Origin of the sequence: Myxococcus sp. MISCRS1, from assembly GCF_026626605.1 — a bacterium.
Classification (GTDB): Bacteria; Myxococcota; Myxococcia; order Myxococcales; family Myxococcaceae; genus Myxococcus; species Myxococcus fulvus.
The window spans coordinates 7938971-7963324 of the sequence record NZ_JAPNKB010000001.1 but is presented as its reverse complement, the minus strand read 5'-3'; the positions used below and the strand labels follow the sequence as shown (position 1 = coordinate 7963324).

Genomic DNA, 24354 nt, shown 5'->3' with positions numbered 1-24354 from the left:
GTCACAGCGCTCCGACCAGGCGCTTGAAGCTGTCGCCCCGGTCCTCGAAGTTCTTGAACTGATCGTACGACGCACACGCGGGCGACAGCAGCACCGTGTCCCCCGCCTTCGCCAGCTCGCGCGCCTTCGCCACCGCCGCCGACAGCGTGCCGCACGCATGCACCGCCGCCTGCCCCTCGTAGGCCCGGGCGAGCAGTTCCGAATCCGCGCCGATGGTCAGCACGCCCTTCACCCTGCCCCGCCCCGCCTCCACCATGGGCGCGTACGGCGCGCCCTTGCCCTTGCCACCAGCAATCAGCCACACCCCGTCCCGGAACGCGCGCAGCGCCACCAGCACCGAGTCCACGTTGGTGGCCTTCGAGTCGTTCACCCACTCCACCCCGTCCAGCACCCGCACGCTCTCCAACCGGTGGGGCAGGCCCGGGTAGCTGTCCAGCCCCGCCTGCACCGCGTCCGCCGGCACACCGCCCAGCCGCGCCAGGAGCGCCGCCGCCATCGCGTTCTGCGCGTTGTGCGCGCCGCGCAGCGCGCGGTTGTCCAGCCGGTACGACTCGCCCAGGAACTCCAGCCGGAAGCCGCCGTCCTTCGCCACCGCGAGCCCCGCGAGCCTCGGCGCGTCCACCACCGGCCGGCCCGTGACGCTGAAGCCATACACCGGCGCGCGGGCCTGGGCCGCCAGGCCCATGACGGCCGCGTCGTCGGCGTTCACCACCGCGAAGTCGCCGTCGCGCTGGTGCTGGAAGATGCGCGCCTTGGCCTCGCCGTATTCCTGGTGGCTCGCGTACCGGTCGATGTGGTCCGGCGTGAGGTTGAGGATGGCGGCGCCGCGCGGGCGCAGGGACTGGATGCCCTCGAGCTGGAAGCTGGACAGCTCCACCACCAGCGCGTCCCAGTCCGAGGGCGTGAGCGCCGCCTCGCTGAAGGGCCGCCCCAGGTTGCCGCCCACGAAGGTGCGCCGGCCGCCCTTGGCGAACAGCTCCCCGGTGAGCGCCGTGGTGGTGCTCTTGCCGTTGGTGCCGGTGATGCCGAACAGCGGCACGGCGGTGAGCGCGCGCCACGCCAGCTCCACCTCGCCCCAGATGGGCACCCGGGCCGCGGCGGCCGCGCGCAGCTCCGGCAGCGCCAGCGGCACGCCCGGGCTCACCACCACCAGCGCCTGCGACTCCAACAGGCCCGGCGGCGCGGGCACGGTGACGAGCGCGGCCCCCAGCGCCTTCACCTCACGGGCCACGTCGCCCAGGGCTTCCTCGCTGCGAGCGTCGAGCGCCGTCACGCTCGCGCCCTGCCGACACAACAGGCGGAGCGCCGCGACGCCGCTCTTCGCCAGCCCGTACACCAACACCTTCTGCCCGGACAGCGAGAGCGACATGGGAGGCACCACCCCTTGGGGGAATCAGCGCAGCTTCAGCGACAGGAGCGCCACGCCACCACAGAGGATGGAGACGATCCAGAAACGGACGATGATCTTCGGCTCGGCCAGGCCCTTGAGCTCGAAGTGGTGGTGCACCGGCGCCATCTTGAACACACGCTTGCCGGTCATCTTGAACGAGGCCACCTGAATCATCACGCTCAGCGCCTCCGCGAAGAAGATGCCGTGGATGATGGCGGAGACGACCTCGTTCTTGGACAGCACGGCGAGCCCGCCCAGGGCCCCACCCAGCGCCAGCGAGCCGATGTCACCCATGAACACGGAGGCCGGGTAGGTGTTGAACCACAGGAAGGAGATGCCCGCGCCGACGATGGCCGCGCAGAACACCGCCAGCTCCGCGCCGCCCTTCACCTGGAGGATGCCCAGGTACTGGTACAGCGGCGTGGCCACCAGCTTCGTGGTGCCCCCCACCGTCACCGAGTCGGCGATGCTCAGCGTGGTGCCCGCCACGTAGCAGAGCACCGCGAACGTAATCGCGGAGACGATGGTCGGCACGATGGCCAGGCCATCCAGGCCGTCGGTGAGGTTCACCGCGTTGGACGTGCCCACCACCACCACCCACGCGAACACGACGTAGAACCACCCCAGGTCCAGGTTGAACCAGTGCGAGGGGATGAAGGGCAAGGTCAGCCGCGTGTTGATGAGCAGCGTGGGGCCGAACGAGCCGTCCGCTTGCGTCCACGTGGTGAGCAGGCCGAACACCGCCACCAGGTAGAAGAAGGTCTGCAGCACCATCTTCTTGCGGCCCGCCAGGCCCTTGGAGTTGCGCTTGGACAGCTTGAGCCAGTCGTCCAGGAAGCCGATGAAGCCGTAGCCGAAGGTGAGCAGCAGCACCACCCAGACGACGCGGCTCTTCAGGTCCGCGAACAACAGGGTGCCCGCCGCGATGCAGATGAGGATGAGCGCGCCACCCATGGTGGGCGTGCCCTTCTTCTTCTGATGCGAGTCCGGCGTGTCCTCCCGCACGTTGCTCTGCCCGTGCTGCTTGAGCCGCAAGCTCGCGATGAGGCGCGGACCAATCAGCATGCCCAGCACGAGCGCGAAGACCCCGGCGGCGATGATGCGGAAGGTGGGGTAGCGCAAGAAGTTGAGGATGCGCCCCGCCTCCGTGTTCTGGATGAGCTCGTAGAGCAGGTACAGCACTAGTGGTTTCCTCCGGAGGACGTCGGGGTGCCCGTCAACGCGGCCACCACCCGCTCCAGCCGCATGCCGCGGCTCGCCTTCACCAGCACCACGTCCTGGGGGCGCAGCCGCGGCGTCAACCACGCCACCAGCGGCTCCACCTCCGTGAAATGCGCCGCGGCCTCTGCCAGCCCCGCGCGCTTGAAGCCTTCCGCCGAGCGCGGGCCGAAGAACGCCACCAGCGCCGCCTTGCCCGACACCTGCTCGCCCAGGCGCGCGTGCTCCTCCAGCTCGCCCGGGCCCAATTCCAACATGTCGCCCAGCACCGCCACCGCCCGGCCGCCCGAGGGCACCAGCGTGCCCAGGGTCTCCAGCGCCGCGTCCATGGACGCGGGGTTGGCGTTGTAGCAATCGTCGATGACCGTCACGCCGCCCTGCCCGTCCAGCACGTTGAGCCGCCGCGAGTACGGCCGCGCCGCCTCCAGCCCCCGCACGCACTCTTCCGGCGTGTAGCCCAGGGCCAGCGCCACCGCGAAGGCCGCCGTGGCGTTCTGCGCGTTGTGCGGCCCGATGAACGACAGCCGCACCGGCCACTCGCGGCCCAGGTGCCGCACCGTGGCCACCATGCCGTCACGACCCTTCGTCTCCACCGACACCAGCCGCACGTCCGCGCCGTCCGTCCGGCCGAACGTCAGCCGGTTCGCCGTGCTGCGCTCGGCCTGCGCGGGGATGAGCGCGTCGTCCGCGTTGACGACGATGGTGGTGCCCGGCCCCATCTCCTGGAACATCTCCCCTTCCGCGTCCGCCACGCCCTGCAGGCTGCCCAGCCCCTCCAGGTGCTCGGGCTGGACGACGGTGATGACGCCCGCGTCGGGGCGCACCACGCGGGTGAGCCGCTCGATTTCACCCGGGCGGTTCATCCCCACCTCGATGACGGCCGCCACGTGCTGGGGCTCCAGCCGGAACAGCGTCAGGGGGACACCAATCTCGTTGTTGAAGTTGCCCTCCGTCTTCAGGGCCGGCCCGCGCGTGGCCAGGATGGCGCCCACCATCTCCTTGGTGGTCGTCTTCCCGTTGGAGCCGCCCACCGCGCAGATGGGGATGCGGAAGCGCTGACGGTGGTGGCGGCCCAGGGCCCCCAACGCCATCAGCGTGTCCTCCACCTCGTACAGCACGAAGCCCTCGGGCAGCGCCGGCAGCGCGCGGCCCCTTCCCACCACCGCGCCCGCCGCGCCACCCCTGGCCGCGGCGTCCACGAAGGCGTGCGCGTCGAAGCGCTCACCCACGAGCGCCACGAACAGGCAGCCCGGGGTGAGTGCCCGCGTGTCCGTGCAGACCGCTTCGAAGGCGGTCGGTCCGGGCCCCAGGCGCCGGGTCGCCCCGGTCGCCTGCACCACCTCTTCGTCGCTGAATCGAGCTGCCATGGGGTGTGAGGGCCCGCCTCGCGCGCCTTGTCTCAGCTGGGTTTGCGGGCGGCCAGCACCGTGGCGGCCACCTGCCGGTCGTCGAACTTGTGCTTCTCCTGGCCCACCTGCTGGTAGGTCTCATGGCCCTTGCCGGCGATGAGCACCACGTCCTCCCCGGTCGCCAGGCCGATGGCCTGCTCGATGGCGGCGCGGCGGTCCGCTTCCACCAGGTAGCCCTTCTCACCGGACTTCACCTTGGCGGCGGAGATGCGGCGCAGCCCCGCCTTCTCCAGGCCCGGCGTCACCTGGGCGATGATGTCGTCCGGGTCCTCCGTGCGCGGGTTGTCGCTGGTGATGACGGCGACGTCGGCGGCCTCCGCGGCCACCTGCCCCATCAGCGGGCGCTTGCCCTTGTCCCGGTCCCCACCGCAGCCGAAGACCACGATGACGCGGCCCTTGGCCAAGGAGCGCGCCGCCTCGAGCGCGCGCTTGAGCGCGTCGTCCGTGTGCGCGTAGTCCACCAGCACCGCGGGCGCTCCGCCCGGGCCGTAGTTCTCCACGCGCTCCATGCGGCCTTCCACCGGCGTCATCCGCTCGATGCCGACCTTCACGTCGCTGCGCGAGAAGCCCGCGCCGATGCCGATGCCCACCGCCAGGAGGATGTTCTCCAGGTTGTGGGGGCCCAACAGCTTGCTCTTGAGCGCGATGTCACCCGAGGGCGTCTTCAGCGTGCCCTTGATGCCATCCAGCGAGAACGTGACGTCCGAGGCCGAAATCTCACCGCTGCCCTGACGGCTGAACTTCCACGCCATCTTCTTCTGGCCGCGCTGCTCGTTGTAGATGCGGCTGGCGTAGGTGTCGTCGCCGTTCACCACCGCGACGCCCGAGGCGGACAGGTTCTCCGCGAAGAGCTTCCGCTTGGACTGGAAGTAGTCCTCCATGTCCTTGTGGTAGTCGAGGTGGTCGCGGCTCAGGTTGCTGAAGCCCGCTGCCTTGAAGGTCAGCCCGTGCACGCGCTCCTGCGCGAGCGCGTGGCTGGAGACCTCCATCACCACCGTCTCCACGCCCGCGTCCACCATCTCCTTGAAGATGCGGTGCAGCTCCAGCGGGTCCGGCGTCGTGTTCGCCGTCGGCACCGTCTTGCCGCCGAACTTGTAGCCCAGCGTGCCGATGACACCCGTGGACACGTAGGCCGCCGCGCTCATCGCCTCCAGCAGGAAGGACGTCGTCGTCTTCCCGTTGGTGCCGGTGACGGCGAGCAACGTCAGCTTGTCGGCCGGACGGCCATGGAAGTTCGCCGCGATGAGGGCCAGCGCCTTGCGCGCGCTGCCCACCTTGAAGAAGGGCACCTGCGAGGAGGGCACCGGCTTCTCGGAGACCACCGCCACGGCTCCGCGTGACACGGCCTCCCCGATGAACTGGGCACCATCCTCCTTGGTGCCGGGAATGGCGACGAACAAGTCGCCGGGCTTCACATGCCGCGAGTCCTGGGTCACACCGGTGACGTCGACCGCGGAACGACCACCCGAGGTCTGCTCGGCACCACACCCTGCGAGGACATCCGTCAGCTTCATCTCTTCCCCTTCTTCACACGCATTGCAAGCGCGGGGCCTGGAGCAAGCGCGGCCTCATTGCCGCGTCGCCATCTCCAGCGTCACCCGGGCCCCCTTCTCCACCAGCGAGCCGGCGGCGGGGGTTTGAGACACCACACGACCACTTCCCAGTACCTGTGGCTCCAACGCCGCGGCGAGCAGCTTCACCACGGCCTCACGCCCCCCGGCTCCCTGGACGTCCGGCACACGCACCGTGCCGGGCTCAGGGCTCTCCGAGACCGCTTCCTCCAACGCCGGGCGGGCGGGCTCGACGGCCGTTCGGGCCACCGGCTTCGCCGCGCCAGGCGCGGGGGACGCGGCGGCCACGGCCGTCCCGGGTGCCACCGTCCGAGACGGAGGCACGGCCAGGTGGGCCATGGCGGCGGTCGCAATTTCCTTGAAAGCAGGGGCAGCCACGAGCCCCCCGTACACGTCTGTCTTGGGTTCGTCCACCACCACGAGGATGACGATGCGAGGATCCTCGGCCGGCACCATGCCGACGAAGGAGGCGATACGCTTGTCCGAGTAGCCCCGGGCCACGGGGTCCGCCTTCTGGGCGGTGCCCGTCTTGCCCGCCACCCGGTATTCATCCATGGCCGCCCGGGGCGCGGTGCCTCCCTTGACGACCACGCTTTCGAGCATGCCCACCACCTGCCGGGCGACCTTGCTGGACACGACCCGGCGGACCTCCGTGGGACGGTTCTCCAGCAGAACCACCCCGTCCGGGTCCACCACCTTCGACACCAGGTAGGGGCGCATCATCACGCCATCGTTGGCCAGCGCACCATAGCCGGCGGCGATCTGCACCGCGGTGGCCGTCATGCCCTGACCGAAGGACTGGGTGGCCAGGGACACTTCGGCCTTCGGGAAGGGGATGACGCCCCGGCCCTCGCCGGGCAGCGACAGCCCCGTGCGCTCGGCGAAGCCGAAGGCGTGGTAGCCGGCGACCATCTTCTCGCGGCCCAGCACCTGGGCGATCTTGGCCATGCAGATGTTGGAGGACACCTGGAGGATGCCCTGCGGCGCCAGCCACCCGTAGGAGTGGGTGTCGTTGATGGTGTGGCGCCCCACACGCCAGGCGCCGTTCTCGCAGAAGAAGACGCTGTCGGGCGTAATCGCCTTCTCCTCCAGCGCGGTGGCCACCACGAAGGGCTTGGTGGTGGAGCCGGGCTCGAAGGTATCCAGCGCGGCGCGGTTGCGCATGCCGCCGCGGGAGCTGGACTCGGGCGTGTTGGGGTTGAAGCGCGGGTGGTTGGCCACCGCGAGCAGTTCCCCCGTCTTGGGGTCCAGCGCCACCACCATGCCGGCGACGGCCTTGGCCTCCTCCACCGCCTTGGCCAGGGCCTTCTCGGCCACGTACTGGAGGTGGCGGTCCAAGGTCAGGGTGACGGCGGCGCCCTGGCGCTCCAGGGGGTCGGTGGCGCCCTGCACCAGCAGCTTGCGGCCCTTGGCGTCACGGAAGCCGGACATGCGCGAGTTCTGCCCGGACAGCTCGTCCTCGAAGGCCTTCTCCAGGCCCTCCAGGCCCTTGCCGTCCATGCCGACCAGGCCCATCACGTGCGCGCCCAGCTCGCGCTGGGGATAGAAGCGCTTGGGCTCCTTGGTGAAGCCCAGGCCGGGCAGGCCCAGCGCCTTCACCGCGGCGACCTCCTGGGGCTTGGCCTGGCGCTTGACCCAGGCGAAGCGCTTGGAGCGGGCCAGGCGCGCGGCCAGCTCGTCCGCGTCCACCTTCAGGGCCTTGGCCAGCTGCTTCGAGGCCTGGCGCACGTCGGGCAGCATCGACGGGTCCACCCAGACGGAGTCCACCTCCACGCTCTGGGCGAGCGGCGTGCCGCGCCGGTCGAAGATGTCGCCGCGCCGGGCGGGAATCTCAATCTGGCGGACGTACTGGTCCTGCGCCATCCCCCGCAGCTTCTCCTGCTCGAAGACCTGCAGCTGCACGGCGCGACCGAAGGCGACTCCCAAGAGGAGCAGGAAGAGGCCGAACAAGAGCTGCACCCGCAGCTTCAGCCCCTTCGCGTTGGGCTCCGGAGCCCGGGTCGCCTTGAAGTCCCTCACCGGCCCGCGCCTCCACGGCCAGCCACGCGCACGGCGGGCTTGGGGTCCTGGGGCGCCTGGGCGGAGGCGCTGGCGCGAGAGGGCTTCTCCGCGGACAGCGACACCACCGCGCTGCCGGCAGGCATGCTCATGCCCAGCTGCTCACGCGCGACGCGCTCCAGCCGGCCGGGGGCCTTGAGCGTGGCCAGCTCCAGCTTGAGCCGGTCGTTCTCCCGCGTCAGCGAGCGGCTCTCGGCCTCCTCGCGCGACAGCCGGTAGCCCATGTCCACCACCATCACCCGGCTGGTGACGTGGAGGATGCCCACCGCCGCAAACAGGGTGAACAGGAGGACCGCGGGCAGCAGGTGCAGCAGCACACCCGTCACCGAGACGGAGCCACGCTGGGACGACGCCTTGCTCATCGCACTTTCTCCACCACGCGCAGGTGCGCGCTCCGAGAGCGGGGGTTGACCTCCACCTCTTCCTCCGAGGCGGACACGGCCTTCTTCGTCACCACGCTGAAGTTGCCCACGCTCTGACAGACGCAGACGGGCAGGCCCGGAGGGCAGGTGCAGCGGCCCTCCAGCGCGCGGAAGGCTTCCTTCACCTTCCGGTCCTCCAGCGAGTGGAAGGAGATGACGGCGGCGCGCCCGCCCACCTTGAGCAGGCCCGGCAACGCGGAGAGCAGCGCGTCCAGCGCCTCCAGCTCCTGGTTGACGGCCATGCGCAGCGCCTGGAACGTCCGGGTGGCCACGTGGATGCGGTTGGGCCACGCCTTGCGCGGCACCGCGCGCTTGACGACCTCGGCGGCCTCCAGCGTGCGCGTGGGCAGCGCGCGCTTGAGCTCGCGGGCAATGGGCCGGGCGAAGGGCTCCTCGCCGTACTCCTCGAGGATGTGCTTGAGCTCGCGCTCGTCCAGCGTGGCGATGAGCTCCGCGGCGGTGGGGCCGTCCGGGCCCATGCGCATGTCCAGCGGGCCGTCCTTGTTGAAGGAGAAGCCGCGCTCGGCCACGTCCAGCTGGGGCGAGGACACGCCCAGGTCCACGAGCACGCCGTCCACCGGCAGCAGGTCCTGGGTGACGCGGGGCAGGTCGGCGAAGTTGCCGGCGCGGCCCTGGAAGCGGGGGTTGGGGCCCAGCCGGGAGGTGGCCGCCGCCAGCGCCACCGGGTCGCGGTCCACGCCGACGACGGACGCGCCCTGGGCCAGGAGCGCCTCCGTGTGGCCACCACCCCCGAGTGTGCCGTCGATGATCACCTTGCCCGCTCCCGGTCGCAGCAGCTCCACCGCTTCACGCAGCAGGACGGTGTGGTGCTGGAATTCCAAGGCCCCCACGAGCACTCAGACGAAGGGAGCCCGCGCGAGGCCGAAGGCGGCGCGAGCGTCGTTCATGTGCGGGTAGATTTCGAAGGCGTCGTGCGCGCCGGCGGCCCGGAAGATGGCCGCCAGGTACGGCGACAGGCCGGACAGCTTCAAATCTCCACCGGTGCGGCGGAAGGCCTCGGCGCGGGCCATCAGCGGCTTGACGCCCTTGTAGTTGAGGTGGCCGACGTCGGACAGGTCCAGCACCACCTGACGCAGGCCCCGGTGCATGCGCTGGGTGAGCTCGTCGCACAGGGTCAGCAGGTCCTGCTCGCTCAGCTCGCCCTCCAGCATGAGCGTCTCCACGCGCCCGGCACCCGCCAGCGCGCTCGCCGCTCCTCGCCGCACCTCCAGAACCTGATTCATACGGTGTCACCCTCTGGGGACTTCAGCCCTCTGTCGACTTTCCGGACTACGGCTGCCGCAGCTCGGAGAGCACCTTCATCACGTCCGCGGAGGCCGCCTCCTGGCGGGCCTCTTCCTGGGCCTTCGCCCAGCCCTCGCGGCTCCAAAGCTCAATGACCTTCACCATCCCCGCCCACACCACGTCCTTCTCCAGCCCCGCGTACGTCCGGAGCGACGGCGGGATGAGCAGCCGTCCCAGCCGGTCCAGCGGGCACTCCTGGGCGCTGGCCACGTACAGGCGCATCAGCGTCTTCACCCCGGGCTCCATGGGATTTCGCCGCGCGAGGGAGGTCTCCAGCGCCTCCCACTCCCGCACCGGGTAGGCGTGCAGGCACCGGTCCAGCGCGGTCGTGACGATGAGCCGCTCGTCGTAGGCCCCCACCAGGGTCTCCCGGAGCTTCGCCGGGAGGCTGGTCCGCCCCTTCGCGTCGATCTGGTGCTCATAGACGCCTCGGAACACGGGGGGCGATCCACCTTTTCAGCCCATCAAGGGATGAAGCTCCACTCCTTCCCACTTCTTGCCACTACCGGGCGGCATTCATACGCGCCCACATGGGGGGGGTCAAGAAAGCGCAACAGGTTGGAACACGCCGCCAGTGCAACGCCGACATCCGGACAACCCGTCACACCTGGAAGGTCAGGTGTTTGGCGCGGCGCGGCGCCCTACCCGTGGCGCTGGGGTAAACTTGAGCTCCCCCCGAGAAGGGCGCAGAGTGACGGGTGCGTGAACACGAACGTGCGACTGAAGGTGGCCTACAAGAGCCCGCAGTCCCTGGTGGGGGAGTACACGCGCAGCGTGGGTCAAGGCGGCGCCACCCTCCACACGCGGCGCAGCCTGCCGCTGGGCACCCGTTTCACCTTCGAACTGCACGCCGGAGGCGCGCTGCGGCCCGTGGAGGTGCTGGGCGAGGTGGTGCAGGTGGAGCCTCGCCCGGAGCGCGACTACCTGCTCACCGTGCGCTACGGCGCCACCGAGGACCGCTCCGCGCTGGACGCGGTGCTCCAGCGCATCTTCTCCGTGCAGGAGAAGGAGGGGCTGCGCCGCTTCCCCCGGCTGCCCTTGCACCTGCGCGCGGTGGAGGCGACGCCTCTGTCGCCGGCCTTCCTGGTGCGCGACATCTCGCGCGGCGGCGTGGGGCTGGACGTGATGGCGCCCGCCCTGCCCCGCCACGTGCGCGTGGGCACGCCGTTCCTGTTGGAGATGGACCTGACGGGCGGCGCGCTGCTGTTGCACGGCGAGGTGGTGTGGACCGCGTCCACGCCGCGCAAGAACGCCACCGAGGCGACGCCGGGCTTCGGCGCCACGTTCGGCCGGCTGCGCGCGCCCATGCAGGAGCGGCTGGACGCGCTCCTGGCCTTGAGCTCGTTGCCCCCCGCGCCGTGGAAGGCGCGGGTGAGCTTCGGCATGGACGCGGTGACGCGGATGCCGTGAGGGCGGCGGGAGGCTACTCCGCGAAGGGGTAGCCGCCGGCGGCCTCGACGGCGGTCACCACCGTCTCACGCAGGTGGGCCGGGTTGTACGGCGTGAAGACGTCCAGCGTGCGCAGGCGCGTCAGCTCCTTGTCCAGCGCGTCGCCCTCCAGCGTGGCGCACAGGGCGCGGCGGGTGCGCTCGTACACGCGCGGGGCGCTGTCGAACGCGAACAGGCGCACCAGCGCCAGCCGCACCGGGTCCACCTGCCCTCCCGCGGCCACCTGCCGGGTGCGCGTGACGAGCGAGTCCAGCGCGAACGCGTCCATCATCACGTCGGAGAGCGCGGCGAGCACCTCCTGGTGCTTCTCCAGCTCCGGGCCGAACTTCTCCGCGGCGATGCGCAGGGCGTGCAGCGCCAGGCGCTTGGTGCTCTCCGCGGCGACCTCCTCCGCCGCCAGCGCGTCCTCCGTGCGGGCGCGGGGGCGCTCCCCGCGCGACAGCTCGTCCGCGATGTTCTTCGCCACGGAGAACAGCGGCAAATCACCCTTCACCGCGCGCTTGAGGATCATGCCCGTGATGAGCATGCGGTTGATCTCGTTGGTGCCCTCGAAGATGCGGTTGACGCGCGCGTCGCGGTAGGCGCGCTCGATGGGGTACTCCTCGATGAAGCCCGCGCCACCGTGCAGTTGCACGGCGTCATCCAGCAGGTGGCCCAGGGCCTCCGAGCCGTAGACCTTCATGATGGAGGACTCGATGGCGTACTCCTCCACCGCGGCCAGCAGGTGCGCCTCGAAGTCCGGGGCACTCTTGTCCCGCGAGGCCAGGCGCGCGTCGACCAGGCCCGCGGTGCGGTAGGTCATGCTCTCCACCGCGTGGACGAGCATCGCCATGCGCGCCAGCTTCTCGCGCGACAGCGGGAAGTCGGCGATGGCCGTGCCGAACTGCTTGCGCTCCTGGGTGAAGCGCAGCGCGTTGGCCAGGTTGAGCTTCATGCTGCCGAGCACGCCCGCGCCCAGCTTCAGCCGGCCGTAGTTGAGGATGTTGAAGGCAATCTTGTGGCCTCGGCCCACCTCGCCCAGCAGGTTCTCCGCGGGCACCTTCGCGTCCTCGAAGTAGAGCGGGCACGTGGACGAGCCACGGATGCCCATCTTGTGCTCCTCGGGGCCCACGCTGAAGCCCGGGGTGTCCTTCTCCACGATGAAGCCGGTGAACTTGTCACCGTCCACCTTGGCGAAGACGACGAACACGTCCGCGAAGGCCGCGTTGGTGATGTAGAGCTTGGAGCCGTTGAGGACCCAGTGCTTGCCGTCCGGCGAGCGCACCGCCTTCGTCTTCGCGCCCAGCGCGTCGCTGCCGCTGCCCTGCTCGGTGAGCGCGTACGCCGCCACCCACTCGCCCGTGGCGAGCTTCGGCAGGTACTTCGCCTTCTGGGCCGCGTTGCCGAACCAGACGATGGGCAGCGTGCCGATGCCCACGTGCGCGCCGAACGTCACGGACCAGGAGCCGTTGAGGCCCATCGCCTCCGCGAGCAGGAGCGAGGTCGTCTTGTCCAGGCCCGTGCCGCCGTAGGCCTCGGGGATGTCCGTGCTCAGCAGGCCCAGCTCGCCCGCCTGTCGCAAGAGCTCGCGCAGCAGCGCGTTGTCCTTGTGCTCGATGCGCTCGGACTGCGGCACCACCTGCTCGCGGCTGAACTGGAGCGCGGTGCGGAAGAAGAGCCGTTGCTCCTCCGTGAAGGTCTCCGGCGTGAGGACGCGGGCAGCGCCGACCTCCTGGAACAGGAAGGCACCTCCGGTGGGGTTTTCCTTCGACGCGGCGGGCTCATTCACTGCGGCCATCCAAGACCTCCCAAGGTGAACGGAAGGAACACCCCTTCCGCCGGCGGGCACACGGCCCACCGTGCAAGCTATGAAGCGCGCCATCTTAGGGGGAGAAGCAGGCGGGCCAGCCCTTTTCTCGCTGCGGGCCTGTCCGTTCCCCGCGGCTTTCCGCACTTCGCGTCCGGTATTTCCGCGCAGCGGAACGTGCGGGGCCCCGTGCCTGTGGCGTGAGCGACAGTCACAGGGGTCCCGCAGACGTCGACACCGCTCACGATGACCACCCATGGCCCCTCACTCCAGGCCGGAGGCGCTCCGCCTCCAGGGAAGGGTGGCTGTCATGAGAACGAGTTCGAGCGTGCTGGTGGCGTTGTTCGTCGCGGGTGTCGTCACCGGGCAGCCCCAGTGGCGCCGCCGGCTGGACGGCGCCGTCGGCTTCGCGCTCGGCGTGGCCACGCACGGCAACCGCGTGGTGGCGGTCGGCACGTTCGCCAACACCTTCACCTTCGCGGCACGGGAGCACTCATCCACCGCCAACCTCGGCATCGACCAGGACGCCTTCGTCGCCGCCTGGACACGCGACGGCGAGGAGCGCTGGGCGTGGAACTTCGCCTTCGACATCGACGCCATCGCCATGGACCTGAACGACGGCGTCACCCTCATCGGCGGCTACCAGGGCCTCAGCCCGGATACGGCGGCCCTGGGAGTTCCTGATGGCAATGCGGCGAGCGCCGCCAACGTCTACGTCGCGAAGCTCGACCGCATCCACGGCTCGTGGCGCTGGGTGCGGACCTTCCCCGGCGGACAGGACCGCGGCAGCCCCGGCTTGGATGAGGGCACCGTCGCCGTCACCCCGGATGGCAGGCCCGCGGTCATGGGACGCTTCCACGACACGCTGCGGGTCGGCTCGCGGGCGTGGACCGCGAACGGCCTGTCGGACCTGTTCCAGTTCGGCTTCGAGCCCTGAGGCTCAGCCCGCGTCCCCGGCGCGCCGAGGCGTCGGGTAGACGAGGCACAGCGTCTCGAACAGGGGCTCGCCCGGGGACGTGTACACGGCTCCGAGCGCCCTGGCCGCCTGCGCCACCTCGGTGCCGAACGAGGGCACCAGGCAGATGTCCTCGGACTGCTTGAAGCGCCCCTTCAACAGCCCCAGGCCCCGGCGCAGCATCGCGAGGTCCTGACGCCCCTCGCGCACCGGCACCGACGGGCCGTTCGCGTCCGGGCCGGGCAGCTTGCCCACGCTCGTGCTCAATTCGAACCCATCCGCGCGCTGGATGATGCGCAGCTTTCCCGGGGCCACCTCCGCCAGCCACTCGCGGAAGCCCTCCTCGTCGCGGAGGACCAACCGATAGGCGACGGGCGCGTCCGGATGCGCGAGCCACACCGAGCCCGCCGAGTCCCGCAGCACCGCGAACAGCTCCGACACCTGCGCCAGGAACGTGTCCGCGTCCGGCACGAGCAACACATCCCGGCCCTTCACCCGCGAGGCCAGGCGCGCGAGGGAGTCCAGGTTCATCGGCTCGAACGTCTCCGCGTCCACGCGCACCTGCTCACCCGCGAGCGCCATCCGCAGCGCTCCGGCGGGGAGCTTCTCGCCGTAGACCGGAGCATCGACCCGGGGCCGCGCGCCCCCGTCGTCGGCGGCGGTGGCCTGAGTCCCCGGGGTCAGCGACGGGAGCGGCTCGGGCTTCAGCGACTGCAGGGGCTGCGCGGGCTTCTCCTCACGACAGCCCGTGAGCGCGAGCCCCATGCACAAAAGGCCCCCGAGCCATCGTCGCCCCGAGACTCGCGCCGCTCGATGAATGCATCCGCGCGCCATCACCGCCCCGAACCTCACGACGTCACCCCCGCCCGCGTCCCCGAGGACACCTCCGACGACCGGCCCACCTCCCCGCCTTGAAACACTCGCATGCGACATCCCGGTGCGTCATGAATCCAGCCGCGCGTCATGACCTCAACGCAAGACGTCACGGGGGTGACGGGCTGGCCGTCGCGGGCGGCGCCTGCGCGGGCTTCGGCAGCGTGCTCGCGACACAGGCCGCGTCGGCGAGCCCCAGGCCCACCGCGTGCTCCGCCGCCTGGCGCGCGTCCTGGAAGAGCACCATGTCCGTGAAGCGCTGGGGGTCCTTCGTGCGCCCCGCGTCACGGATGTAGATGGCCTTCACGCGTCCGGGGAACTCCTCGCGAATCTGCGCGTAGACCTCCGGGTCCTTCTCACCCGAGTCCCCCACCAGCACCACCGGCTGCGGGAACTGCGTGAGCAACCGTCGGATGATGGGCTGCTTGTAGTCGGACAGCGAGCCGGGCCCCAGGTCCCGCAGGTACACGCCGAACCCCGCCGGGAAGCCGTGCCGCGTCAGGAACGACTTCACGCGCGGCAGGTACTGGACGGGCGAGCCGCTCACCAGCGCGAACGCCGAGGGCACGCCGCCCCGCAGGCACCCGTAGAGCGCCGACATGCCCGGCACCACCTCCAGTTCGTCCGCGTCCTTGAGCAGCGCCGTCTGCACCAGCTTCGTCGGCTTCGTCACCTGCGTCACCACCACCGTGTCGTCGAAGTCGGAGACGACGAGCAGCGGCGTCGCCGCCGGCACCACCTCCACCCGCGCCGACGTGGTGGCGCCCTCCACCCACGCCTCCGCCTCGAACGCCCCCACCTCGAAGGCCTTGCCCTCGGGCGGCAGGAGGTTCACCTCGAACCCACCGTCATGCCCGCTGGTGAGGGTCGCCGTCACCCCCTGGAAGCGCACCGACACCTTCGCGCCCTCCCAGTTGCGAGCCGCCAGGCGACGCACGTTGCGCGTCAACGCCGAGCTGCCGTCACCGGGCGCTTCCTTCAGCACCCGCCCCTGCAACATCACCCGCTCCGGCTGCCCCAACACCGGCGTCAGCAACACCGCGGGCGCCGCCATGACGCGGGGCGCGCAGAGAAATCCAAGCAGGACAAACCATCGAGCAAGCGTGTTCAACGGAATTTTCCCGTGTTAATGTTTACGGAGACCTTGATGATAGCTTCACGCGGTCATCGAAGGGCGTCGTGGTGGGGTAGCACATCGGCCCGGTGCGCCCAGAGGAGCCGGAAGACACGTGGAGCACCCGTCCGAAGGGCGCGATTTCGGCAAGTACACGTTGCTCGAGCGCATCGCGACGGGCGGCATGGCGGAGATCTACCGCGCCCGGATGACGGCGGTGGCGGGTGTCACCAAGCCGGTGGTCATCAAGAAGATCCTCCCCGGCTACGCGGACCAGAGCGCCTTCGTCTCCATGTTCGTCAACGAGGCGCGCATCGCGGCGGGGCTGAGCCACGGCAACATCGCGCAGGTCTTCGACTTCGGCGAGGTCGACGGCCAGTACTTCATCGCCATGGAGTGGGTGGACGGGCATCCGCTGTCGCGCGTGCTGCGCCGGGCGCGTGAGAAGGGACTGTACACGCTCCCGCAGCCGCTCGCCCTGCTGGTGACGGTGGAGGTGCTCAAGGGGCTGGCATACGCGCACACGCGCCTGGATGACCGGGGCCGGCCGCTGCACATCATCCACCGCGACGTCAGCCCGCAGAACGTGCTGCTCAGCTTCGAGGGCCAGGTGAAGCTGGTGGACTTCGGCATCGCCCGCGCGCGGATGGCGGGCGGCTACGAGTCCGACGCGGGCGACGCCAAGGGCAAGTACGCCTACTTCGCGCCGGAGCAGGCCCGGGGCCGGGAGCTGGACGCGCGCGCGGACATCTTCGCCGCGGGCACCCTGCTGTACGAGACGCTGTGCGGGCGACTGCCCTTCGAGGGCTCGGTCACCGACGTGATGCGAAAAATCGCGGTGGGCGACTTCCCCCGGCCGCGCGAGCTGGAGCCGGACATCCCGCCGGCCCTGGAGCGCATCCTCCTCACCGCGCTCGCGGTGGAGCGCGAGCAGCGCTACCCCACCGCCGAGGCCTTCGCGGAGGTCCTCACCCGCTACCTGCACACCGCCACGCCCGACGTCTCCACCAGCGCGCTGGCCCATTTCATGGGCTACCTGTTCGAGACCGAGCTGGTCGCGGACGGCCGCCCGGTGCTGCTGCCGCGCGAGTTCCTGGGGCAGATGGCCCGCTGGACGCGCCCGCTCGCCGAGCGCCGCACCCTCCGGGAGCTGCCGTCCGCGCCCCTCGAAACGCCGCTGGAGACGCCCGCCGCGCCCCGCCCGCCCGAGGGCCGCCGCGAGCGCACCACCCAGCCCATCCCCGCCGTCCCCGGCCCGTCCTCCGACGCACCCACCGCGGAGGCCCCTTCTCCCGAGCCCGCGCCGACCACCGACGCGCCAGTGCCGCTCCGCCCTCGCGTGCCGAACGCCATGGCGCTGGGGACGCCGGTGCTCGCGGCCATGGGCGTGGCGCTGGTGGTGATGATGCTGGGGCGCAACGGCACCTTCTCCGTGGAGCTCAGCTCGTCGCCGCCGGGCGCCAACATCCGCGTGGATGGCCGCCCGCTGGACACGCTCACGCCCGCGCTCCTCACCCACCTGCCCGCGGACGCCGAGCACCTGCTGGAGGTCCACATCCCCGGCATGGTGCCGTGGAGCCAGGTGGTCCGCGCCGAGCGGGGCACCACCCTGGCCGTGCACGCGCGGCTTCGTCCTCGCATGAACACTCCGGCCGCGTCCGCCACGTCGGCCCGCGCGCACCACGCGCCCCCCGTACCGGAGATGGACTGGGCCCCGGGCGGCATCCGCCTGTCCGCGGTGAGCCACGCCTTCCGCGTCCCCGTCACCAACGCCGCGCGCGTGCAACTGGACCCGGCCCGCACGTACCTGGTGCACACCGAGGGGCGCATGTCGCTGGGCGGCCCCATGTCCGTCGAGCACGCCGGCTACTTCCTGGAGGGCGACGCGAACCTGCCCGCGCACGACTCCTTCGGCGTGCTCGGCCCCGACGAGCAGCTGGTGCGCCACGCGTCCGTGCTCCACGTCTTCGCGCTCGATGCCCGCCGGGACGACAACCGGGGCGGGCTCCAGGTGCGCATCCGCGAGCTGGGGGGAGCGAGCCTCGCGCCCTTCCGCCTGGACTCGCGCCAGCACGCGGTGAAGCTGTCGCGCGCGGACCGCTTCGTGCTCCGCGCGCTGGACCCGGGCACCACGTACGACGTGGTGCTGCGCTACACCGCCGAGCCCGCCCGGACCCGCGGCCTGGGCGGAGGCCCGGTGGGCCGGGTGCTCGGCCTGGTGGGCACCGGCCCCGGTCCCGAGGGCTCGCCCAGCGGCCTGGCGCTCCTGGAGGTGGGGCAGCCCACCCGGCTCAGGGGGGCGTCGTGGCTCCAGCTCGCCTTCCCGGACGACAACCTGGCCGACAACACCGGCACCCTCCTCCTGGAGGTCATCCCCGTGGTCCACCCCACCGGCGGCCAGACGGCCCCCGCCGAGCACCGCCACGGCCGCACGGCGCAGTGAGCCCTGCTACAGCCGTGCAGCGGCCTGTCGCCGAAAAGTTGATCCTCCAGTCGCTCCCCCTACCCTGAGCGACAAGGAGGGCTCAACATGTTGAAGCTGGTGGCAGTGGCCGTGGTGGGAGCGGTGGTGCTCGGGACGGTGGGGCTGTCGGGCCGCGTGGACGCGCGTCCCGGGAGCAGCGAGGCGGAGCCGACGCAGGCGCAGGTGGAGGCGGCGCTGGACGCGCGGCAGAAGGAGCTGCTGGGCATCCTTTTGGAGGCTCAGCGGACGGGCGAACGCACGGCGTCGGTTCACCGGTAATCTCGTGGCGTCGAGCGCGACTCGGTGCTAAGCCCGGGCCTCCGTTTGACGTCTACCTGCCCGCGAGGGGGACATGCCTGAAGGGTCCGCGTCACTCAACCAGCTCGCGGTCGGCGACCGGGTCGTCTACCCGAATCAGGGTGTCTGCCGCGTCACCGCCATCGACACCAAGGAAGTGGCGGGACAGAAGCTCATCTTCGTCACGATGCGCCGCGAGGAGGACAACGCCCTCCTGATGGTGCCCCAGCAAAAGGTCGTGGCCATCGGTGTGCGCCGGGTCGCCAGCCCCGACGACGTGAAGAACCTCTTCGCGTTCCTGCGCTCCGACGGCGACAAGGCCGACCTGGACTGGAAGCAGCGCGCACGCACCAACCAGGAGCGCATGACCCAGGGCGGAATCCTGGGGCTCGCCGAGGTGGTCAAGGACCTCCAGGTCCTGAGCGAGCTGCGCCCCCTGCCGACCAAGGAGCGTGAGCTGTACGACAACGCCCGGCACCTGTTGGTGTCGGAGGTCGCCACCGCGCTCGGCACCGCCGAGGTCAACGCGGAGGACGCCATCGACCTGGTCCTCTTCCCGCCCGGCCGCGAGCGCCCCAAGCGCACCGCCGCCGAGTTCGCGAAGGGCGACGAGGACGACCTGGGGCTCGACGGAGACCTGCTGGGGCTCGACGGAGACCTGGACCTGCCCTCCGACGAGGAGCCGCAGTCCGAGTCCGACGAGGAGAGCGCCTCCGAGGAGGAGGGCGAGGAGTCGTCCGAGGAGAAGGGCGATGAGGAGTCCTCCGCGCCCAAGAAGCGCGGCCGTCCTCCCAAGGCCAAGCCCGCGGAGGCCGAGGGCGCCGAGCCCGCCGCGCCCAAGAAGCGCGGCCGTCCTCCCAAGCCGAAGCCGGAGGCGCCCCCCGAGGGCGCCGAGCCCGCCGCGCCCAAGAAGCGCGGCCGTCCTCCCAAGCCGAAGCCGCCCGAAGTGGAGGGAGCGGCGCCCGCCGCGCCCAAGAAGCGCGGCCGTCCGCCCAAGGCCAAGCCCGCCGACAGCGAGGACTGACCGCCAACACCATCCAGGGGGCCCTGACGCGGGCCCTCTTCGTGCCGAGGTGATTCCCCGTGATTCGCGTCGTGACGTTGGACCCCTTCGACGACAAGCAGCTCGCCAAGCTCAACCGCACGCTCTACACGGCGTTCGGCGTTGGCAGCGAGCACTCCGGCAGCGCCGAAATCCCCCCGGGGTTGGGCGAGCCGCTGGACGCCGAGAAGCTGCTGGACCAGGTGAAGGGCATCCGCGCCTATCAGGACGACAAGGTGCTGCTGCTCACCACGCGCAAGCTCAAGGAGCGCGAGCTGCCCAGCGGCGTGGCCCCCACCCCGGGCTTCGCGCGCCAGGGCAAGGACCGCTCCATCATCTCGCTGCAGCCGCACAAGGACCTGGAGACGGGCTTCAAGCCCGTGGCGCGGCAGGCGCTGCACCAGCTCGGCCACCTGTGGGAGCTGCACCACTGCCTGGACCCGCGGTGCTCGATGTACCCGCCCTGGACGCCGTCGTTCTCCCAGGGTGAGCCCATCTTCTGCACCTTCTGCCGGGAAAAGAGCGAGCAGAAGATTCGTCTTGCGAAGTCCTAGCCTCCCACGCGCGCTGCCCCTCCTGGAGCTGGGGGGCCTGCTGCTCGTCGCGCTCCTGTGCCTGCTCTTCCACCTGCGGCTGCCGGGCAAGCTCCCCACCGAGGAGGGCTATCGCGCGGTGGCCCGGCGGCTCCAGTCGCAGGCCCGCCCCGGTGACGCGGTGCTGCTGTTCCCCTGGTGGACGGAGCGCGCGCGCCTGTTCGTGCCTCCGGGCCTGCCCGTCTACGGCTACCTGGGCTCGGACACCGACGACCTGTCCGCGCACCCGCGCGTCTGGGTGCTGGGACAGCCGGAGCTGCCGCGCTCGGACGAGGCGGCCTTCCTGAAGAACTTCCTGCCGGAGCGCCGCGCCGTGGGTGAGCCCGAGCGCGAGGGCTCGCTGACGCTGACGCTCTACGAGAACGGGCGCCACCGGCCGCGCCGCTTCACCGCCTCTGACGTCGTCTCCCGCGCGCGCGTGTACCTGGAGTCGGACGACGGCGCGCGGCAGGCGTGCCCGTTCAGCGGCTCGGCGCACCGCTGCCCCGGCCAGGGCAATATCTACGTGGCCGCCGAGTGGCACGAGGTCCTGTACGAGCCGCGCCACTGCCTGTGGATGCCCGCCCCGCCCGGAGACCAGAAGCTGGTGGCGGAGTTCGACGGCGTGCCCGGCGACGTGAGTCTCAGGCTCGAGGGCGGCATCATCTTCGAGTACGCCTTCCCCAAGGACGCGCAGCTGACGACGGCGCTGCTGGGCGTGGACGACGCGGCGAGCGGCGCGCGACTGCTGGACGTGGCGATCGCGCCGGGCCAGGAGGGCGTGAAGAAGGCCGAGGTGCGACTTCCCCCGGGCGCGCCGCGCACGGTGAAGGTGTGGGTCCGCTCGCGCAATCCGGACCGGCGGCAGGTGTGTCTGGACGTGCTGGCGGTGGAGCCGGCGGTGGGAGTGAAGGGATGACGGGCAGGCCGGCGACCCGCGAGGAGAAGCGCTGGGCGTGGGCGCTGTGGGCCCTGGCCTTCGTGGCGCTGTGGTGGACCGAAGGCCACGTGGGCTTCACGCGCGACGAGAGCGTCTACTTCGCCGCGGCGGAGGGGTACGCGGGCTGGTTCCGCCAGCTGTTCCAGTCGCCGACGCGGGCGCTGACGGACGCGGCCATCGTCCGCGCGTGGGACTACAACCACGAGCACCCCGTCCTGATGAAGACGCTGTTCGGGCTGAGCCACCTGCTCTTCCACGACACGCTGGGGTGGATGCGCTCGGCCGCCGCGTTCCGGCTGCCGGCGTTCGCGCTGGCGGCGCTGGTGCCCGCGCTGAGCTTCCTGTTCGGCAGCGCGCTGTACGGCCGCGCCGCGGGCCTGTTCGCCGCGCTCGCGTTCATGCTGGTGCCGCGCCAGTACTTCAACGCGGAGCTGGCGTGCTTCGACGTGCCGGTGGCGGCGCTGTGGCTGCTGGTCGTGTACTGCTTCTGGCGCGCGCTGGAGGACGTGCGCTGGGGCGTGGCGTGCGGCGTGGCCTTCGGCCTGGCGCTGACGGCCAAGCACAACGCGCTGTTCCTCCCCTTCGTGCTGACGCCCTTCGCGCTGTGGCGCGCGTGGGAGGCGAGCGAGGCGGAGCCCCAGGCGCGCGGGTGGCTGCTGCGCTTCGTCGGCCTGTTCGCCTCGGTGGCGGTGCTCTACGGGCTGCTCATCCTGTCGCTGGGCGGCGGCGAGGGCTTCCAGCGGAAGTTCTTCCTGCTCAGCCCCCACACACTCTTGTTCATGGGGCTGGCCGTCGGCGGCACGTGGCTGCTCAAGGGCGTGGAGAAGGTGAACGCGCAGGTGACGCGGGCGCTCGTCCCCATCGCGGCGATGGCGGTGCTCGGCCCCATCATCTTCTACCTGCACTGGCCCTACCTCTGGCACCACCCGGTGGACCGCACCGCGTGGTACCTGGCCTTCCACGCGAAGCACAACCACTACGCTTGGTTCTACCTGGGCACGCTCTTGCGCGAGCCGCCGTTCCCGCTCGCGTACGTGCTGGTGAAGACGGCGCTCACGGTGCCCACCAGCCTCTTCGCGCCCATGGTGACGGGCTTCCTCGCGCTCGCGGGCCGCGGGGTGCTGGGGCAGATGGAGCGCACGCGCGCGTGGGTGCGGCCGGTGACGATGGTGGAGGCGCTGGTGGGAGTGAACGCGGTGACGTCCATCCTCATCATCAGCCACCCCCAGGTGCCGCACTTCGGCGGAGTGAAGCACTGGTTCCCGTCCATGGTGTTCCTGGGCCTGCTCGCGGGACAGGCGGTGTCGCGTGGCTCGACGGCGCTCCTGGAGCGGCTGCGCGAGAAGAAGCCCTCGGTGCCCGCGCTCGCCGTGTTCGCGCCCGTGTTCGCGGTGCTGCTGGCGCCCGCGCTGGTGTACTCGGCGCGCGTGTTCCCCTACGGGACGGCGGCGTACTCGGAGCTGGCCGGAGGGCTGCCCGGCGCGGCGACGCTGGGGATGCAGCGGCAGTTCTGGTCCAGCCACGTCACTGGCGTGCTGCCGTGGATCAACGAGCACGCGAAGCCGAACGCGCGGCTGTTCCTGCATGAGGTGCACGGCGGCTCGTTCCGCGACTACCAGCGCAACGGGATGCTCCGGCCGGACCTGCGCGCGGTGGGCAGCCCCTTCGAGGCGGACATCGTCGCGTACCAGTACCACCAGGAGTTCCGCGAGTACGAGTTCCAGACGTGGCAGGCGTTCAACACGCGCACGCCGGCGACGGGGCTGTACCTGGACGAGACGCCGCAGGTCATCGTCTACGTGCGGCCCGAGCCTCGCTGAGCCGCGACGAGGCCCCCGTGATGACCCACGGGGCCCTCGCTCACGGGTGACGCGGGCGCTACGGAGTCAGACACCCCGGGCCCGCCGAGCAATCCGAGCACCAGGCGCTGGACTCGTAGGACGATTGGCAGACGCCGTCGCCGCAGTAGCCACTGTACGGACAGTCCTCGGGACAGGACTGCGGCTCCAGCCGGAAGCACAGGCCGTTACCACAGACATCGATGAGCCCCTCCGGCTCACTTGGCCGCGCGGCCTCCGGCGCCAGACACCCCGGGCCCGCCGAGCAATCCGAGCACCAGGCGCTGGACTCGTAGGACGATTGGCAGATGCCGTCGCCGCAGTAGCCACTGTACGGACAGTCCTCGGGACAGGACTGCGGCTCCAGCCGGAAACACAGGCCGTTACCACAGACATCGATGCGGGCCTCCTGCTCCCCCAGCTCCTGCTCCAGCGGAGCCTGCGCATCCACACCACCACAGGCCGACAACGCCACGAACGACACCACGGCCATCCAGACACGAGTCCATCGCTTCATTCGACGCTCCTCGGGGTGAAGGGAAACAGTCCATCCTAACCATTGGACCAAGGACGACCGCAAACCCTCACACCCACGCCCGAAGCGCCTCCTCACCTCCAGCACAAACATCCAACCCGGATGCAAAAGCAACCCGGGAACACCCCTCACGCACTGGGCACACCTTCCCCACCCTGCTCCCCCGCGAGGAGCACCGGGAGCACATGCAGCACATCGTGCCGGTCGACCTGGCTCCACCCGCGAGTCACCGCCAGGTCGGCCAGCTCCGGTGAGGGCTCGAACGCCAGGGGGAAGCCCACCAGCGCGAGGATCTCCCCGTCGGAGAGGGAGTTGCCCATCGCGAGGGAGCGCTCCAGCGAGGCGCGGTGGAGCGACGCCAGCTCCTGGAGGATGCCCGGCTTGCCCCCGCTGCGGCCAGGCCCCTGGAGCACCTGTCCCGTATAGCGATTGCGTTGGATGGCCATCTGCGCGCCCCGGTACACGTCGATGCCCAGGTCCTCCGCGACCAGATGGACCATCTCGATAGGCCCTCCGGAGACCAGAGCCACCAGGAACCCCTCGGCCTCGAGCATCCGGAGCAGCGGCCGGACGAACCCGAACAGGCGACCTCGCGCCTGGGCCCAGACATCCTCCGCGGCGCGCTCGACGCTGGGGACCGCCACACCCGCGAAGAGCCGCTCCCAGCCCCGGTAGACATCCGCGACGGCGTCGAAGAAGTCCTGTCCGCCCACGTCATGGCGTTCGACCGCCGCCAGGAATTCGCGCACGACCGTCCCATCACAGACACCGCGCGCCGTCAGCTCGCGCACCAGCAATCCCCCGAGCGTGTCCGGAGTGAGCGTCCCATCCAGGTCGAGCACCGCGAGTCTTCTCATACACAATCCTTCCTTCCTGTCGGGCAGGGCTCCCTGTCGGAATCCCTGTCTCCACGACGAACCAGGACGGACGACACCCTCCCCTGGATGTCGGCTCGAAGCGCGGCGTGTTGCGCATCCGACGAGCAGCCCCGTCGAACACGGTCCTCGCGTCCGCGAGTCATCACCTGAGGCCTCCCAGGTGTCGCCCGGCACGATGCTGCGTCCCCTCGAGGATGGAACCCCCGTCTCCAGGGCGGGGCGGGCGACCCGGGCGCGG

22 protein-coding genes are annotated in these 24354 nt (G+C 70.8%); 8 read left to right on the top strand and 14 right to left on the bottom strand.

The features are described from left to right. Position 1 precedes the first annotated feature (1 nt). Genes murD through mraZ form a run of 9 tightly spaced genes read right to left on the bottom strand, consistent with a single transcriptional unit; the run spans position 2 to position 9811 of the window. On the bottom strand, positions 2–1369 hold the full coding sequence (gene murD, locus OWM54_RS31885; RefSeq protein WP_223781836.1) for a UDP-N-acetylmuramoyl-L-alanine--D-glutamate ligase: 1368 nt from the start codon (positions 1367–1369) through the stop codon (positions 2–4). 24 nt (positions 1370–1393) lie between these two features. Next, entirely contained in the window at positions 1394–2572 is a 1179-nt protein-coding gene (gene mraY, locus OWM54_RS31880) for a phospho-N-acetylmuramoyl-pentapeptide-transferase (RefSeq protein WP_223748277.1), read from the bottom strand. Next, positions 2572–3975 carry a UDP-N-acetylmuramoyl-tripeptide--D-alanyl-D-alanine ligase gene (locus OWM54_RS31875; RefSeq protein ID WP_267699908.1) on the bottom strand — a complete coding sequence of 468 codons (1404 nt, stop codon included), beginning with the start codon at positions 3973–3975 and terminating at the stop codon, positions 2572–2574. Before OWM54_RS31875 ends, mraY begins: the two co-directional genes overlap by 1 nt. A 32-nt stretch (positions 3976–4007) precedes the next feature. Next, on the bottom strand, positions 4008–5531 hold the full coding sequence (locus tag OWM54_RS31870) for a UDP-N-acetylmuramoyl-L-alanyl-D-glutamate--2,6-diaminopimelate ligase (RefSeq protein WP_223748275.1): 1524 nt from the start codon (positions 5529–5531) through the stop codon (positions 4008–4010). Between the two features lie 54 nt (positions 5532–5585). Next, the gene (locus tag OWM54_RS31865) at positions 5586–7607 is read right to left on the bottom strand and encodes a penicillin-binding transpeptidase domain-containing protein (RefSeq protein ID WP_223748274.1); all 2022 of its coding nucleotides are present in this window, start codon (positions 7605–7607) and stop codon (positions 5586–5588) included. Beyond that, positions 7604–8008 (bottom strand): cell division protein FtsL, encoded by a 405-nt coding sequence (ftsL, locus tag OWM54_RS31860; RefSeq protein ID WP_223748273.1) that lies wholly within the window; start codon positions 8006–8008, stop codon positions 7604–7606. The genes OWM54_RS31865 and ftsL overlap by 4 nt, the downstream gene beginning before the upstream one ends. Beyond that, the gene (rsmH, locus tag OWM54_RS31855) at positions 8005–8919 is read right to left on the bottom strand and encodes a 16S rRNA (cytosine(1402)-N(4))-methyltransferase RsmH (RefSeq protein WP_223781833.1); all 915 of its coding nucleotides are present in this window, start codon (positions 8917–8919) and stop codon (positions 8005–8007) included. Before rsmH ends, ftsL begins: the two co-directional genes overlap by 4 nt. 6 nt (positions 8920–8925) lie before the next feature. Then, on the bottom strand, positions 8926–9312 hold the full coding sequence (locus OWM54_RS31850) for an STAS domain-containing protein (protein WP_223748271.1): 387 nt from the start codon (positions 9310–9312) through the stop codon (positions 8926–8928). A gap of 46 nt (positions 9313–9358) precedes the next feature. Further along, a complete protein-coding gene (mraZ, locus tag OWM54_RS31845; protein ID WP_046715510.1) occupies positions 9359–9811 on the bottom strand; it encodes a division/cell wall cluster transcriptional repressor MraZ in 453 nt (150 codons plus the stop codon). Positions 9812–10075: 264 nt separating this feature from the next. Here mraZ and OWM54_RS31840 point away from each other — a divergent pair, with 264 nt between their 5' ends. Then, positions 10076–10783 (top strand): PilZ domain-containing protein, encoded by a 708-nt coding sequence (locus tag OWM54_RS31840; protein ID WP_141326194.1) that lies wholly within the window; start codon positions 10076–10078, stop codon positions 10781–10783. Positions 10784–10796: 13 nt separating this feature from the next. On the opposite strand, the gene OWM54_RS31835 is transcribed toward OWM54_RS31840, so the two are convergent. Continuing rightward, positions 10797–12599, bottom strand: a complete 1803-nt coding sequence (locus tag OWM54_RS31835) for an acyl-CoA dehydrogenase family protein (protein WP_267699905.1) — start codon at positions 12597–12599, stop codon at positions 10797–10799. Positions 12600–12918: 319 nt separating this feature from the next. Here OWM54_RS31835 and OWM54_RS31830 point away from each other — a divergent pair, with 319 nt between their 5' ends. Next, positions 12919–13545 carry a hypothetical protein gene (locus OWM54_RS31830; protein ID WP_267699904.1) on the top strand — a complete coding sequence of 209 codons (627 nt, stop codon included), beginning with the start codon at positions 12919–12921 and terminating at the stop codon, positions 13543–13545. Between the two features lie 3 nt (positions 13546–13548). Here OWM54_RS31830 and OWM54_RS31825 read toward each other — a convergent pair whose 3' ends face one another. Both OWM54_RS31825 and OWM54_RS31820 read right to left on the bottom strand, forming a co-directional pair. After that, complete coding sequence (locus OWM54_RS31825) at positions 13549–14328, bottom strand: hypothetical protein (RefSeq protein WP_223781830.1); 780 nt, start codon at positions 14326–14328, stop codon at positions 13549–13551. Between the two features lie 217 nt (positions 14329–14545). Further along, the gene (locus OWM54_RS31820) at positions 14546–15490 is read right to left on the bottom strand and encodes a phosphatase domain-containing protein (RefSeq protein ID WP_223781829.1); all 945 of its coding nucleotides are present in this window, start codon (positions 15488–15490) and stop codon (positions 14546–14548) included. Positions 15491–15665: 175 nt separating this feature from the next. On the opposite strand from OWM54_RS31820, the gene OWM54_RS31815 reads away from it, so the two are divergent. The 6 genes from OWM54_RS31815 (at position 15666) to OWM54_RS31790 (ending at position 22685) form a co-directional block, all read left to right on the top strand. After that, positions 15666–17993: a serine/threonine-protein kinase gene (locus OWM54_RS31815; protein WP_267699903.1), complete on the top strand. Its 2328-nt coding sequence runs from the start codon at positions 15666–15668 to the stop codon at positions 17991–17993. A gap of 87 nt (positions 17994–18080) precedes the next feature. Further along, a complete protein-coding gene (locus OWM54_RS31810) occupies positions 18081–18293 on the top strand; it encodes a hypothetical protein (protein WP_046715516.1) in 213 nt (70 codons plus the stop codon). Between the two features lie 73 nt (positions 18294–18366). After that, positions 18367–19335, top strand: coding sequence for a CarD family transcriptional regulator (locus tag OWM54_RS31805; protein WP_223748264.1), 969 nt, complete (start codon positions 18367–18369; stop codon positions 19333–19335). A 59-nt stretch (positions 19336–19394) separates the two neighbouring features. Then, positions 19395–19907 carry a hypothetical protein gene (locus tag OWM54_RS31800; RefSeq protein ID WP_046715518.1) on the top strand — a complete coding sequence of 171 codons (513 nt, stop codon included), beginning with the start codon at positions 19395–19397 and terminating at the stop codon, positions 19905–19907. After that, positions 19894–20844, top strand: coding sequence for a hypothetical protein (locus OWM54_RS31795; protein ID WP_267699901.1), 951 nt, complete (start codon positions 19894–19896; stop codon positions 20842–20844). Before OWM54_RS31800 ends, OWM54_RS31795 begins: the two co-directional genes overlap by 14 nt. Next, positions 20841–22685 (top strand): ArnT family glycosyltransferase, encoded by a 1845-nt coding sequence (locus OWM54_RS31790; protein WP_267699900.1) that lies wholly within the window; start codon positions 20841–20843, stop codon positions 22683–22685. The genes OWM54_RS31795 and OWM54_RS31790 overlap by 4 nt, the downstream gene beginning before the upstream one ends. 58 nt (positions 22686–22743) lie before the next feature. Here the strand turns inward: OWM54_RS31790 and OWM54_RS31785 are convergent, their stop codons facing one another. Both OWM54_RS31785 and OWM54_RS31780 read right to left on the bottom strand, forming a co-directional pair. Continuing rightward, positions 22744–23220: a hypothetical protein gene (locus OWM54_RS31785; RefSeq protein WP_267699899.1), complete on the bottom strand. Its 477-nt coding sequence runs from the start codon at positions 23218–23220 to the stop codon at positions 22744–22746. A gap of 146 nt (positions 23221–23366) precedes the next feature. Next, on the bottom strand, positions 23367–24095 hold the full coding sequence (locus tag OWM54_RS31780) for an HAD family hydrolase (protein ID WP_267699898.1): 729 nt from the start codon (positions 24093–24095) through the stop codon (positions 23367–23369). Between the last annotated feature and the right edge of the window lie 259 nt (positions 24096–24354).

Excerpts from the sequence above, each read along its gene's own strand:
- murD (WP_223781836.1), bottom strand. The coding sequence starts at position 1,369 with ATGTCGCTCTCGCTGTCCGGGCAGAAGGTGTTGGTGTACGGGCTGGCG.
- OWM54_RS31875 (WP_267699908.1), bottom strand. The coding sequence starts at position 3,975 with ATGGCAGCTCGATTCAGCGACGAAGAGGTGGTGCAGGCGACCGGGGCG.
- OWM54_RS31870 (WP_223748275.1), bottom strand. The coding sequence starts at position 5,531 with ATGAAGCTGACGGATGTCCTCGCAGGGTGTGGTGCCGAGCAGACCTCG.
- ftsL (WP_223748273.1), bottom strand. The coding sequence starts at position 8,008 with ATGAGCAAGGCGTCGTCCCAGCGTGGCTCCGTCTCGGTGACGGGTGTG.
- OWM54_RS31850 (WP_223748271.1), bottom strand. The coding sequence starts at position 9,312 with ATGAATCAGGTTCTGGAGGTGCGGCGAGGAGCGGCGAGCGCGCTGGCG.
- OWM54_RS31835 (WP_267699905.1), bottom strand. The coding sequence starts at position 12,599 with ATGGCCGCAGTGAATGAGCCCGCCGCGTCGAAGGAAAACCCCACCGGA.
- OWM54_RS31830 (WP_267699904.1), top strand. The coding sequence starts at position 12,919 with ATGAGAACGAGTTCGAGCGTGCTGGTGGCGTTGTTCGTCGCGGGTGTC.
- OWM54_RS31825 (WP_223781830.1), bottom strand. The coding sequence starts at position 14,328 with ATGGGGCTCGCGCTCACGGGCTGTCGTGAGGAGAAGCCCGCGCAGCCC.
- OWM54_RS31820 (WP_223781829.1), bottom strand. The coding sequence starts at position 15,490 with ATGGCGGCGCCCGCGGTGTTGCTGACGCCGGTGTTGGGGCAGCCGGAG.
- OWM54_RS31810 (WP_046715516.1), top strand. The coding sequence starts at position 18,081 with ATGTTGAAGCTGGTGGCAGTGGCCGTGGTGGGAGCGGTGGTGCTCGGG.
- OWM54_RS31805 (WP_223748264.1), top strand. The coding sequence starts at position 18,367 with ATGCCTGAAGGGTCCGCGTCACTCAACCAGCTCGCGGTCGGCGACCGG.
- OWM54_RS31790 (WP_267699900.1), top strand. The coding sequence starts at position 20,841 with ATGACGGGCAGGCCGGCGACCCGCGAGGAGAAGCGCTGGGCGTGGGCG.
- OWM54_RS31785 (WP_267699899.1), bottom strand. The coding sequence starts at position 23,220 with ATGAAGCGATGGACTCGTGTCTGGATGGCCGTGGTGTCGTTCGTGGCG.
- OWM54_RS31780 (WP_267699898.1), bottom strand. The coding sequence starts at position 24,095 with ATGAGAAGACTCGCGGTGCTCGACCTGGATGGGACGCTCACTCCGGAC.